Here is a 13667-nt window from a genome sequence, read left to right on the forward strand (position 1 = left end):
CCTAGCTTTCCTTGACTTGAATCTGTACCTCGTGCGGGCGGTACACCGCCTGTATTCTTCCTTCCGCATCGGCCGCAAACAGCACCGACCGCTCCTGCTCCAGCTCGAACGCATAGACGGCTCCGGTATCGTCGTCCTGCACTTCAATCTGGGTATTCCACGCATATTCCGATACGAAAATGTATAAAAAGCCTTCGGAAAACCGCAGTCTGCGCCCGTAAAGCCCCGGGTTGTCCCCGCCCTGCAGCCAAGTCAGGCCGCTGGCGCAGCCGGCCGCCTCTACCGCATACCGGTACAGCTCGGCCGTGGGGTCAATCCGTTCGTTCAGCTCAACCGGCAGCGGGCTCCAGATCAATCTGCCCGCGCCCAGCGGAATTTCGGTCACCGCGTCGGCGGCAGGCGTTCCCGATCCGGCCTGGCTGTCGCCCGACGCCAGCACCTCTTTGTTCACCTCAGCGATGCGCCGCTTCCCGAAGGAGACCGGCAGCCGTTTACCCTGAAGGCTCAGCGTCTCCTCGCGCCGTACGTTGCGGATCTCCGTGGTGCCTAGCATTTCCGCCGCCCGCTCTGTCCGCCGCCAGTACGCGTCGATCGAGAGCGGCCCGGTCACGAGCAGAACCGCTCCCGTGCTCCGGACGATCTCAAGCAGCCTCGCCCAAGCCGCGTCCTCGATATTGTGCGGGCTTGGCAGCAAAATCAGCTTGGCCGGATGCTCCGCCAGCGGCTCCAGGTCGTATTCGGACACGGCCCGCAGCGGAAGCTTCAGCTGATAGGACAGCACGCGCGTCATCAGGCGCGTCGCCTCATTCGCAAACTTCCGGTTCGAGAAGTCGTTCGAGTATGGGAACACCGCCGCGATATCCTCCAGTTCACGGTCCCGGAACAGGTCGCGGATTCCGGCCATAAACCGGCCGAACTCGTACGAAACGTCCGCCTCCGGCTTCTCCGTGCCGTCGGCCCGCAGGGCACCGATATGCGATTCGTTTGCATTATCCATATAAAAGTTCGTGTTCCAGATCCAGTGGATCGCTCCCGCACCGCCCGTCGAGAACGCATAAGCGTACTTTCGCTCCAGCATGCTGCGCAGCTCCCGTTCGCTCCGCTTGGCCAGCCCTTCCGCCGTCTCGACGTACATGATCCCCGTCTCCTGAACGACATTCGGCTTGTCGGCCGTCTTGGCAAAAATCCCGTCCCAGACAAGATCGTCGTTCTGCCACCATGAATGCACCGTCGTATAGTCTGCTGCCTCGCGGTAGAAAAACGGCGACGGACGCTGCGAGCCGAGCGCCTCGTCCTGGCCGACAGTGACCAGCTGATCCGGACACAGCTCCTTGATCGTGTCATACAGCTGCTGGGCCCAGCGGTTGTGCATGTCCATCGAGAACAAGCAGTAATCCAGCCAGCGTGTCCCCTTCTTGCCTGAATGCATGTCCTGCACATCGAAGTTGATCTCCTGCGGCTCCGGAATCGCGGCCGCCGCAAAGCTCGGCAGCTGCTCCGGCGTCATATTCCACCGCTCCTGCAGCTGCCCGATTTGGCCGTGGCGCCGCTCCAGCCACTCCGCAAAGGCCGCCCGTTCAAAGCGATCATGCGAAGAGCGCGGCCCTGCCGAGAAAATACGCGCCGGATCGAACATCGACGGCTCGTTGATCAGGTCCCAGTCCACATTCGTCGTGTGACGGTGGCGGGAGACGATGGAGCGGACGTACCGCTTCTGGGCCTCCACGCTCTGCGGATCCAGATAAGGATTCACTCCTTCCCACGTCTCCGGCGTGAAGGAAAAGAAGGTGAAGGTGACGTGAAGTCCGTGCTTCTTCGCCGTCAGGATAAAGGCGTCAATCGCCCGCAGCACCTCCTCCGAGGCATGGCCGTCGACCTGCATGATATTGCGGTAGGCGGTCCACACCCCGGTGCGGATCCAGTTGATGCCGGCCGCCGCCATTTGGGCCATGTCCCGGTCCCACACGTCGCTGTTCGGAAGGAACAGGAACTTCCGGGCCACATCGGACGCCATATACGTCATGCCGACAATCGGCAGCGGCCGGCCGTCCTTGACGAAATAGTCCCGCCCGCGGGTCAAGAGGCTTCCTTCCTGAAGCAGCTGTGCGTCATGCCCCCAGAAGCCTTGACGCAGCACCCGTACTTCGCCGTCTTCCGACGTAGCAGTGCATTCCACCCGGTACAGCCCGGCGCGAAGCGCAAGCGGCACGGAAATCCGGATGAAGTCCAGCTCGCCCGTAACGCCCGTCGTAAACTGGTGCTCCCACTTCCGGTCCCCTTCGTCCTCCTCTACCGTAAGGGCGAACGTCCAACGCTCGGCATCGCGAACCGCGGCCCGCTTCGGAAAGATCCGCTGTGTTTGCAGCGTCAAGACCGCGTGCTCGCCCGGCTCATAGGCAGCGTAATTGGTCTTTAACGACAGCTCGGTGACCGGACGCGACGCAAACTCTGCCCAGGTACCCAGCGCCTCTCCTCCGCCCTGACTCCAGAACGCGGAGGTGAGCGGCACGTTCACGAACAGCCAGCGTGAACCGGCAAAATCACCGCGCGAGTTCTCCCACAGCACCACCGGAGCGGCCACCTCGCGGCCGTCGGCGGATACGCCTGTCAGCAGCGCATGCACCTGCGTGTTCATCGTGCCCGCGGAGCCCATCTGGTGCGGCAGATCGGCGTTGCGGGTCGTGTGCGGCACCAGGTTCAGCGTGCCGCTGATGCCAAACAGCTGCTCTTGTCCGGCCAGAAGCGGGATCTGCTCTGAAGCTCGCAGGCTCGCTACCGGTTCGGCGTCCACATGCAGCATTTCATGAATGTACAGCTCCCGGTGGTAAGCGGTCTGCTCCGCCTCCGCCTTCCATGCCCCATCCTCAAGCCGGACCGGCCGGCGGAACGGAGCCCCGCCGGCGCTGACGAGCCCGCCGCCGCGTCTTAGAAACGCCGCAATGTCCGCCCATGCGTCTTTCGGAAAATACGGCGCATGCAGGTTCACGAAGCATCCTTCCTCGGCAGTACGCAGCGCTTCGGCAAGACCTTTGGCGCCGACCACTATACCGATCTGCCGCAGCTCTTCAAGCTGCTCGGCTGGTGGAAGCGATGTCGCCGGAAACGCCGAATCATAGAAAATGATGACCGGCCTGCTCATAGAATCCCTTCTTTCATCGCTTGATAGACCAGCTGTGAGAAGAGGCTGTTCGACCAGGCAAACCACGATCTCGTATATACGGCTGGATCGTCGGCAAGGAATCCCTCATGCATATAGCCCGTTCCCGCGTCCGTCGCCTCCAGCGTCGCGATCATCTCCAGCTTTTCTTCCTTCGTGACTGCTGTCAGTCCCTGCATGGACAAAGCCATATGCCACACATAGCCTTCCGGCGTATGCGGGCTGCCGATGCCCTTTGCCGCCCGGCCTTCGAAGTAGAACGGATTGGCTTTAGACAGCGCAAAGCGTCTCGTGTTTTGATAGATCGGATCATCGGCTGTGACGTAGCCCAGATAAGGAATAGACAGCAGACCCGGAGTACCCGCGTCGTCCATCAGGCAGTAGTTGCCGAACCCGTCGGTCTCGTACGCGTAAATCGGTCCGAATTCCGGATGGCGGTAGATGCCGTAGAGCTGGATGCCGTGATGGATATCTTCCTCAAGCGCCTTCAGCTCCTGCAGGAAGCCCGTATCACGGAACACCCATTCGGCGAACTCCTGCATGTGGCGCAGCGCAACCACGGCGAACATGTTGCCCGGAATGTTGTAATGAAAGTCGCACGCATCGTCGCTGGAGCGGAAGCCGGACCAGACCATGCCCGTATAGTTGACCGGCATGCCGAGCCCTCCGTTTGCCAGCGTATCCTGCCGGATGCCGTTATTACGCATAAAACGGTACGGCGACTGTTCCATATGACGCTGCTCGGTCCGGAACAGCTCGTAAATGATCCGCATCGCCGATTTGAATCCGGCGTCGAAAATGTCCGTCAGCCCGGTTTCCTTCCAGTATGCATAGGCGAGCCGCATGGAGAAGCACAGGGAGTCGATCTCGAACTTTCGCTCCCACACCCAAGGGCCCATATCGGTCACGTCGGCCTTGTTCCAGTGCCAGTCGTTCGCCGACTCGTTAAACGCGTTCGCGTACGGATCGATATGTATGTACTGAATGTGCCGCTTGATCAGCCCGCCGATCATCCGCTGCAGCGCGGCATCCTCTTTGGCGAAAGGCACGTAATGCATGACCTGCTCCACGGAATCGCGGAGCCAGGACGCGGGAATATCCCCGGTAATGACAAAGGTGGTTCCGTCATCCATCAGCTTCGTGGTCGTTTCCAGTGTGTTCGGAAAACAGTTCTTGAACAGCTGCAGCAGCTTAGGCCGGTGCGCCAGCTTCTCTTCTGCTTCCGTCAGCACGTTCTGAATGGAAGCCGGAAGTTCCATCCGCGGCATGTTGATTTGAGGCAATCTGAATTGTTCCATTCTTGATCTCCTTTTGTATACATGGTCATATGATCCGGGCTGATCCTAAGACGATGCGGCTAAGCCATTATTACCTTTGGCCCCCGAATCCTGTCCGTTTACCCGAAAGAGGGGGAGGCCCCGCCGTGAAAAGTGCAAGGCGTTCCTCCCCGTGATTCGTCCACTTAGTCCGCTTATAGCGTCCGGTCCATCCGTCAGTTATGGGTCACGACGGCACCGGATCCACCGTACATTTCAAGCTCTTCGTCGAACTCCAGCTTCAGTACCGTTACCTGCTCATGGGTGTCCTCCGGGGTCATGTGAATCCATGTCGTTCCCGGAATGTTGAACCACGGCACCCCACCGTGAATTTCATGCGAGAGCTCTTTGCCCGAATGGAGCACGGTGATCTTTTTGATCGGGTTGCACAGCCCTTTGAGGCAGACGTTTTCCTTCGGATCGTCATAGACAAACAGGTACAGCGTCTTGCGGTCCTTGGACACCGTGCTGCCTCCGAGGTAATAACGGGTCATGATGCCTTCCTCTGTGCCGAACACAGCCTCTTCGTGAGTGCGGATCCAATCCCCCAATCCGAGCAAAATATCTTCCTGCCGCTTGTCGATCGTGCCGTCTTCCCGCGGCCCGATATCGAGCAGCATGTTGCCGCCCATCGATATGCAGTCACAGAACATGCGGATAATCTGGTTCAGCGACTTGTATTTGTTATCCGTCGGCACGTAGCCCCAGGACGTGTTGATCGTCGTGCAGAACTCCCACGGCCCCTCCGGTCTCGTGATCGGAATGCCCTGCTCCGGCGTTTTGTAATCGCCGTGGCCCTGCAGGCGGGAATTTATGATGATGTCCGGATTCAGCGTGTGCAAATATTCCTTAAAGGCCGGCAGGTTCCATTGCTCGGCGCTGCGCTCCCAGTCCCCGTCGAACCAGAGCAGATCGACCTTGCCGTAATTCGTCAAAATTTCCCGCAGCTGGTTGTTGTTAAACTCGAGGAACTTCTGCCAGCGCTCTTCATCCTGCACGCCGTCCTGAGGGCTCGAGAAACGGTTGGCCGTGCTCAAATCCTCCGGCACCTTGCCCCCTTCATAGACGCTCGGATAGTCGGGATGAGACCAGTCGATCAAGGAATAATACATGCCCAGATGGATCCCGCGCTTCTGGATGGCCTCCGCGTACTCCTTAACGATATCCCGCTTGGCCGGCGTTTTCTGAATGACGTTCAGATCGCTGTACTTCGTATCCCAGAGTGCTACCCCGTCATGGTGCTTCGTCGTCAGCACCGCATATTTGGCGCCGGACTTTTCGATCAAGTCGGCCCACGCTTCGGCATCGAATTTCGACGCCGTAAATCCGTCCAGCTGCTTCATGTATTGTTCATAGGGAATGTGTCCGTTGTAAAAGGACCAGGACTCAGCCACTCCGTCGACGGCATAAATGCCGTAGTGGATAAAAATCCCCAGCTTTGCGTTTTCAAACCATGGTTGCATATCGGTCGCACCTTTCGCGTTGTATTCGGTTGTTTATAGGCGGTGTTTGGATCTATACTCTTATGCCGCGCATGCCCGCTGTCTTAGCGGATACGGAACACGTGCGCGATCGGCGCCAGCCCTTCGCGTTCCTTCTCCGGAAGGCGGATGGCAACGCCGTCATCCGTGCGCCGGAATTCCAGGTTGTCCGCTCCGCCGACGAGATCGATCCGGCTGAACGACTGCTGCAGCGGCAGATGCAGCTCCGCTGGAACCTCTTCGTGCTCGTCCCGGTACAGGTAAAAGGCATAGGTCGTGTCGCCTTTTTGGGTGAACTGCGCCCGGCCGACCGAATACGGCTCGCAAATGCGCGTGCCATAAATGGCTTCGCCGTGAACCTTCAGCCACGCGCCCATGCCCTTGATACGGGAGATGGCCGTTTTGGAAATGCGTCCGTCCGGCTGCGGCCCCACATTGAGCGCCAAATTGCCGCCCTTAGCAACAATTTCAACCAGTAGATGGATCAGCTGGCGGACCGTCTTGTAGTCGTCCTCATAACGGAAGGAGAAGGCCGACCCCATCGTGATGCAGCTCTCCCAAGGCACGCTCAGCGCGCGTTCGGGCAGCGTCTGTTCCGGCGTGATCAGGTTTTCGTAAGGTCCTCCCACCGTGCGGTCTGCCGACAACAGCCATGGCTGAATTTTCCGCGCCCGCTCAACCACTTCGCCGAGACGGATGTTCTGATCCCGATAGTCGTTGACCCAGCCGGCATCCAGCCACAGCACGTCGATCCGGCCGTAATTCGTCATGAGCTCCATGATCTGTTCATGCGTGAACTGGACGAACTGCTCCCACAGCCACGGGTATTCCTTCGGATCGTAGGTCGGCCCGCGGGAAGTCGTTGTTCCCGGCTTCATCCCGGGAGCCCAGTAATACGGGGTGTGCCAGTCCGCCTTGGAGAAGTAGGCCGAGATGCCCAGCCCTTTTTCCCGGAAAGCGTTAAACAGCTGCTTGGTGATATCCGCGTATTTGTGCGTATGGAACGGGCAGTCCGGCCCGGTGATACGGTAATCGGTCGTCTGAGTATCCCACATGCAGAACCCGTCATGGTGCTTGGTCGTAAAGTTTAAATATTTAAAGCCGTTCTCGGCGGCGAGATCCGCCCACAGCTCCGGCTGAAAACGGAGCGGGTTGAACGTTTTGTTCAAGGCAAAATACTCGCGTTTCAGTTCCTCCGCATCGATGTCCCAGTCGATTTCATTTCTGGACCATTCCTCATCCACGTCGCTCAGCGCCCAGGATTCCACCAATCCGAGCTGGGAATAAGGCCCCCAGTGCATCATCAGGCCCAGTTTCTGGTCCTTGAACCATTCCAGGCGCTCCAGCAGCAGCGGATCCTCGGGTTTCACCCAATGCTCTTCACTGCTGTAATTGTGGACGCCTTCCACGACGACGGACTCCTGTTCTTCCTGGACCTGCTTGATTTCGCTCATCTTACACCCTCCATTGATTCGGATTTTTATCATAGATTGAGCTGCCTGCCGCTAAACCGCGCCTTCTTATCAACAAAATTCTCCATATTTCGACTTCGTTCGTTTTTCTCTCTATGTCCAAAAGCCCGAAATATTGGTATCATGGAACTTGATCAGACGCATTACGGTTAACGGGAGGCAGAATTGTTGAAGAAAAATTACTTCAAGTCCAAGCTGTTTTTGAAATATATCTGGTCCTATTTATTTATCTTGTTGATTCCCTTGATCCTCATGACGATCTTTATTTATGAAAACGCTGTGACGAACCTCCGGTCCGAGATCGAGCACTCCCGGCTGGATCAGCTGACCCAGACCAAAGTGATCATTGACGGGCGGATGAAGGAGCTCAGCGAAATCGCTTCCCGTGTCTCCTATGACGAGAGACTGACGAAATACCGGGTCCATGACCCGCTGACGAGCGGAGACGCCATTCAGGCATTGGATCAGTACAAGGCAACCAGCTCGATCATCGGCGAAATTTTCCTCTATTTTCATAAAGATGAGAAAATCTATTCCAGCAACGGCCTGTACAATCTTGATGTATTCGCCAAAAAGTTCAGCTTCCAGAGCTGGGACAAGAGCCGGATGTTCAAGGATCTCGATGAGGGCCAGTATCCGGAGATGCGTCCCGCCGATACGGTCAGCAACGCTTCCGGTTTAAAAGAAACGATGCTCGCGTACCTGATTCCGATTACGCCCAACAGTCCTACGCCGCACGGAACGGTGATGTATTTGATCCGGGAATCCGAGCTTACCAGCCTGATCGATTCCATTCTCGGCAGCTATCAGGGGTTGACGTATATTCTCGACAATGAAGGCCGCATTCTGGTGGACAACCGTCAAGGCGAAGCGCTCACCGGAAGCGAGGCCAAGTCGCTGATCAATCTGTCCCCTGGCATTCACGAACGGACCATTAACGGCAAGGCGCATTCCATCGTTTCGGTCAAATCCGACAATAACGGCTGGACCTACGTTACCGCCATGCCGAGCTCGCAATTTTTCAGCAGCGTTCTGCACGTGCGGAGCTTTATTATCATGCTGTTCATCATTGTCGTCCTAGTCGGCGCGGCCATCGCGCTGCTCCTTGCCCGCATGCAGTACCAGCCGATCTCGATGCTCGTGGAGTTTGCTTCCACCAACTCCCCGGCCAAGCGGCCGCAGAGCGGCAAGACGCCGTCCGGCAACGAGCTGGACCGGATCCGCACCGCGCTGCAGGAATACAGCTCGCGGATCGATTTGCAGGAGCCATTCGCCCGCAACCACTTCCTGTCGATGCTGCTGAAGTACGGCAGCGCCCAGAGCCTGTCGCCGGAGCTGCGGGAGGCGTTCGACCTTCATTTTGACCGGTCACGGTACTTTGTGATGGTCATCGGGTCGGAGCCGGCAGAGCAGGAGAAAAGCGACCGGCAGGACCGCACCGAAATGATCCGGCTGCTGACCCAGATCGAATTCCCTGAGCTGGCTGCTCTCGGCTATGGCGTGGAGCTTCCGCAGCTGGACCAGCTGGGGCTCATCATCTGCTACGATCCGGAAGAAGGCGCCGAGGAGTTCAACCGGATGCACCAGATCGTCGAGGCGGTCCGCGGCTGTCTGCTCGAATCCTTCGACGTCTTTCCGATGATCGGTGTCGGCACCAGCTACCCGAGCCCGGACCAGCTGAACCAGTCCTTCATCGAAGCCTGCTCGGCTTTCGAGCTGCGGGCGACCACCGGCCAAGGCAGCGTCACGTATTTCGAGAAGCTGTCCTACACGCCGGACCATACGGCCTGGGTACCGAACAACACGCTGATGAAGCTGTCCCAGAGCTTGAAGCAGGGCAGCTACGACGTTGCCGCCCAAATTGTCTCCTCGTCGGTGCAGGACCTGCAGGTGGCCGAGGTATCGGCGATGTTGATGCGCTGCGTCTGCTTCGACCTGCTCAACACGATCCTCAAGACGGCATCCGAGCTCGGTATTCACAGCGTGCTGCAGGACGTGCCTCCGGGCATGGTGTACAGCAGCTCGCTCGAGGAAGTCGAACGCGGCCTGCTCAGCCTGGCTTCCCGGATCTGCAGCCAGGTCGAGCGGAATAACCAGAAGGAAGAGCAGTCGATGATCGACCGGATCGTCGCTTACATCGACGGGCATTACACCGACCATACGCTGAGTCTGGAGAGCGTCGCTTTTGAATTCGACATCTCGCCGTCCCACGTCAGCCGGTCGTTCAAGGAAAAGATGGGGCTGAACTTCATCCAGTACGTCTGGCAGAAGCGCCTCGAAGAGGTGATTCATCAGCTGCGGACGACCAGCGATCCGCTCAAGGACATCATTCTGCGGGTCGGCTACCAGGACACCCCGAACTTCACGCGGAAGTTCAAGAAGGAGACCGGCTACACGCCGGGGCAGTACCGGAAGCTGTTCTCCGAAACCGGCCAGCCTCCCGCTTCTTCCGATCCGGACGAGGAATGAGGCAGCGCCTCTTCCCGCTCCTTCTTAAAGCAATAGCCAACTCCCCTGCCGCTTGCGCAGCAGGGCGATGTTGGCTATTTGCTTTTGCATGGTGCGGATGATCCGGTTACTTGCCCGAGTTCCAGCGGTCGTAAGCGCCCTGGTACAGCTCGGCGATCCGGTCGCCTCCCATTTTTTTGATTTGCGCGACGTATTTGTCCCAGTTCGAGAGCGGCTCCTGGCCGGTCACGAACTTCGCTTCCATCTGCTGGACATAGGTGTTCAGGTCGGACAACAGTGCCGTTGCTTCCGTCTGCTCTTCATTGGTCAAATAGACGTTCGGGAACGGCGTTTTGCCGATCGGCGTCAGCTTCTCTGCGTTTTCTTTGTCAATGAAGCGGTCAAAGTCGCTCTTCAGTCCTTTGGTCAATTCCGCAGAGTTCATGCCCGGCGAAAGAATGCCGTAGTTCGGCGTCAGTGTGCCGCGATATTCCTCACGGTCGCCGCCGCCCGGTACCGGCAGCCATTCTTTCTCATGGGTTTCTTTGTTTTTGTATTTCCACAGCGTATTCTCCGGTCCCTGACTGAACAGCGTAGCTCCGTCATAACCGTATTGGTAGTCGATCCAGCGCATCGTCGCTTCCGGGTTCGGGTCTTTGCTCGTAATCGCAAACGTGCCGTTGGCCGAAATGCCCGGATGCTTGCCGTAGACCGGCGTTCCCGGAATTTCGCTGGCGACCGGCGTCATGAGCGGGTTGTCCGAGCTTGGCTCGCCGCCCAGCGTGAAGTAAGGGTAATAGTCGTTAAACACGCCGATCTGGTTGTTTTGCCCCTTGGCCTTCTTCTGATCCGGCGTCTGCGAGAACGTCTCGTGATCCAGAAGATCTTCCTTCCACAGTTTATTCATGAAGGTCAGGTAGCCCTTGTAACCCTCTTCTTGCGGCGTATAGTGCACTTTTCCGTCCTTGTCGGCGTAGATCACTTCGTCATAGATGCCCCAGAAGCCGAGGAAATACATGCGCAGGTCGTCCAGCTTGACCGAGGTCAGCGGAATTTCGTCCTTTTTGCCGTTGCCGTTCGGATCTTCGTCCTTGAAGCGTTTCAGCAGCGTGTACAGCTCGTCGGTTGTCTTCGGCAGCTCGGTCACGTTCAGCGCCTTCAGGAACTTGCCGTTATACCACATCGGGCTGCGGTACCATACCGCCGACAGATCGATGTTCGGGAGCGCGTAGATATGCCCGTCAGGCGTCGTAAACGACTTGCGGATATCCGGATGCTCGTCGAAAATTTTCTTGATGTTCGGCGCATAGCCTTCGTCGATATATTTTTCGAGCGGGATCAGAACGCCCTGACTGCCGTAGGTCACCTGCTCCGCCGGTTTCAGATCCGCCGCATAGAATATATCCGGCAAGTCGCCGCTCGCGAATACGAGGTTCTTTTTCGTCTCAAAGCTGTCGATCGGCGAAAGCTGGTATTCCAGGTGGATGCCCGTCAATTTCTCCATCTCTTGCAGCACGGGCATTTTGTTCCAATCGGCCACGCCCGCATCCTGGGACATCACTTTCAGCGTGAGCGGCTTGTCCACGATCGGAAAGCCTTCTTTTTTAACCCCTTCGGCCGCAGATCCGGCAGCCGAGGAGGAATCCCCGTCGCCGTTGGAACCGCAGGCTGCCAGCAGGCTGGCGGATACGGTGAGGCAGAGCAGAATGGATGACGCCTTGCGAAGCTTTTTCATGTTTTACAAACTCCCCTTTTTGACTTGATGTCGATTCTAAGCAGGCAGGATCAGCCCTTTACGGAACCAATCATAACACCTTGCACAAAGTAACGCTGGAGAAATGGATAAATGACGATGACCGGAATGGTGGCAACGATAATTACCGCATACTTCACCAGGGCGGCGATTTCCGCCTTGTTGTTCATCGCGGCCGCCGTGGAGGCGTCAATCGCCCCTCCGCCCTGCGCGGCCATTTCCTGCAGCACCAGAATCTGGCGCAGCACCAGCTGCAGCGGGTATTTCGCCGAGTCGTTCAGGTAAATGAGCGCCGAGAAGTAGCTGTTCCAGTTGCCCACCCCGTAGAACAGGGCCATGACCGCGATGATCGGCATCGACAGCGGCAGGATGATCTTCACGAACAGCCGCATGTTTGTACACCCGTCGATCTGCGCTGCTTCCTGCAGCTCCTTCGGAATCGAGCTCTGGAAGAACGTCCGCGAGACGATGATGTTCCATATCGACGCGGCCGACGGAATGACGATCGCCCACATCGTGTTGACCATGCCCAGCTGCTTCACCAGGAGGTACGTCGGCACCAGGCCGCCCCCGAAAAACATCGTGACCATGAACATACCCATAAAGAAGTTGCGGCCGACAAAGTCCTTGCGGCTCAGCGCATACGCCGCCGGCAGCGTCACGAGCAGGTTGATCGCGGTCCCGACCACGGTGTACAAAATCGTGTTGCCGTACCCCGTCCAGATGCTTGTGTTCTCGAACACCCGCTTGTAGCCGTCAAATGTAATGCCTTTCGGCCACAGCCACATCTCCCCGGACCCGACCGCTTTCGGGTCGCTGATGGAGGCGCTGACCATGTACACCAGCGGGTAGAACACGATTAGAAACGCCAGAAACACATACAGGTAATTGAAGGCGAGAAAAACTTTATCCCGCCGGGTTTCTCTGACTCCGGATAACATCGAAGCCCCTCCTCTCTACCACAAACTGTTCTCGCTCGTACGGCGGACGATCTGATTGACGACGATGAGCAATACCGCATTGATGACCGAGTTGAACAGGCCGATGGCGGTCGAGAAGCTGTACTGCGCATCCACCAGACCCGAGCGGTAGACGAAGGTGGAAATGACGTCCGACGAGCTCATGTTGAGCGGGTTTTGCAGCAGCAGAATTTTCTCAAAACCGACCCCGAGCAGGCTGCCCATATTCAGGATGAGCAGGATGGTCATCGTCGGGATCAGCACCGGGATGTTGATGTGCCGCACGCGCTGGAAGCGCGAAGCCCCGTCGATAATCGCCGCCTCATGCAGCCCCGGATCGACGCCCGAGAGCGCGGCGAGATAGATGATCGTGCCCCAGCCGGCGCTCTGCCACACGTCCGAGAAGACGTACATCGTCTTAAACCAGCGCGGGTCGGTAAGGAAGTCCGGCGCTTTCAGGCCCAGCCCCTCGATCATGTGGGTGACGATCCCCGTCGACGGCGAAAGGAACGTGATAATCATCCCCGCCATGACGACCATGGAAATAAAGTGCGGTGCGTATGTTACCGTCTGGGACAGCTTCTTGAAGAAGCCGTTTCGGACTTCGTTGAAGGCCAGCGCCAGAATGATCGGGATCGGAAACCCGATGGCCAGCGAGTACAAGCTGATGCTCAGCGTGTTCCAGAGCAGGTCCCAGAAGTAGTAGGAATGAAAGAAGCGGACGAAGTGGTCGAAGCCGACCCACGGGCTTCCCGTGATTCCTTTTGTCGGAATGAAGTTCTTGAACGCGATCTGGATGCCGTACATCGGCCCGTAACAGAAAATAAGAAAGTACAAAAAGGCCGGCGCAATAAACAGGTACAGCTCCCAGTTCATAATGATGCGCTTCCATAAACCTTTGCCTTTTCTCTTTGTCGGCATGGCCGCCGCCGGGCGGCCGGCAAACGCCGTATTGGTTTCCTGCATAGGATCACCCCTTCCTGATAAATGGTTTTTGCTCCACCCATCGTTACCACAGTATGTCAGGTGTGCTAACGCTTACATTTTTACGATAGCCCAGGGAGCAGTGCTCGTAAATATG

Annotated in this window: 8 protein-coding genes; 1 reads left to right on the top strand and 7 read right to left on the bottom strand. The window is 57.6% G+C overall.

All coding sequences use genetic code 11. The features are described 5' to 3' along the window. Position 1 precedes the first annotated feature (1 nt). From ABID47_RS28200 to ABID47_RS28215, 4 genes are all read right to left on the bottom strand, one after another. Positions 2-3139: a beta-galactosidase gene (locus tag ABID47_RS28200; protein ID WP_354501812.1), complete on the bottom strand. Its 3138-nt coding sequence runs from the start codon at positions 3137-3139 to the stop codon at positions 2-4. Further along, positions 3136-4455, bottom strand: coding sequence for a glycoside hydrolase family 125 protein (locus ABID47_RS28205; RefSeq protein ID WP_354501815.1), 1320 nt, complete (start codon positions 4453-4455; stop codon positions 3136-3138). The genes ABID47_RS28200 and ABID47_RS28205 overlap by 4 nt, the downstream gene beginning before the upstream one ends. 194 nt (positions 4456-4649) lie before the next feature. After that, a complete protein-coding gene (locus tag ABID47_RS28210; protein WP_116233977.1) occupies positions 4650-5936 on the bottom strand; it encodes an alpha-L-fucosidase in 1287 nt (428 codons plus the stop codon). A gap of 83 nt (positions 5937-6019) precedes the next feature. After that, positions 6020-7408 carry an alpha-L-fucosidase gene (locus ABID47_RS28215; protein WP_354501819.1) on the bottom strand — a complete coding sequence of 463 codons (1389 nt, stop codon included), beginning with the start codon at positions 7406-7408 and terminating at the stop codon, positions 6020-6022. 186 nt (positions 7409-7594) lie between these two features. Between ABID47_RS28215 and ABID47_RS28220 the strand changes: the two genes are divergently transcribed. Further along, entirely contained in the window at positions 7595-9895 is a 2301-nt protein-coding gene (locus ABID47_RS28220; RefSeq protein WP_354501822.1) for a helix-turn-helix domain-containing protein, read from the top strand. Positions 9896-10001: 106 nt separating this feature from the next. On the opposite strand, the gene ABID47_RS28225 is transcribed toward ABID47_RS28220, so the two are convergent. The 3 genes from ABID47_RS28225 to ABID47_RS28235 are packed head-to-tail and all read right to left on the bottom strand — an operon-like array spanning position 10002 to position 13552. Next, positions 10002-11609, bottom strand: a complete 1608-nt coding sequence (locus ABID47_RS28225) for a type 2 periplasmic-binding domain-containing protein (RefSeq protein WP_354501825.1) — start codon at positions 11607-11609, stop codon at positions 10002-10004. A 50-nt stretch (positions 11610-11659) separates the two neighbouring features. Continuing rightward, a complete protein-coding gene (locus ABID47_RS28230; RefSeq protein ID WP_354501828.1) occupies positions 11660-12568 on the bottom strand; it encodes a carbohydrate ABC transporter permease in 909 nt (302 codons plus the stop codon). 15 nt (positions 12569-12583) lie between these two features. After that, positions 12584-13552, bottom strand: coding sequence for an ABC transporter permease (locus ABID47_RS28235; RefSeq protein WP_145950258.1), 969 nt, complete (start codon positions 13550-13552; stop codon positions 12584-12586). Between the last annotated feature and the right edge of the window lie 115 nt (positions 13553-13667).

Source organism: Paenibacillus favisporus (genome assembly GCF_040545415.1).
Lineage (GTDB): Bacteria > Bacillota > Bacilli > Paenibacillales > Paenibacillaceae > Paenibacillus_AQ > Paenibacillus_AQ favisporus.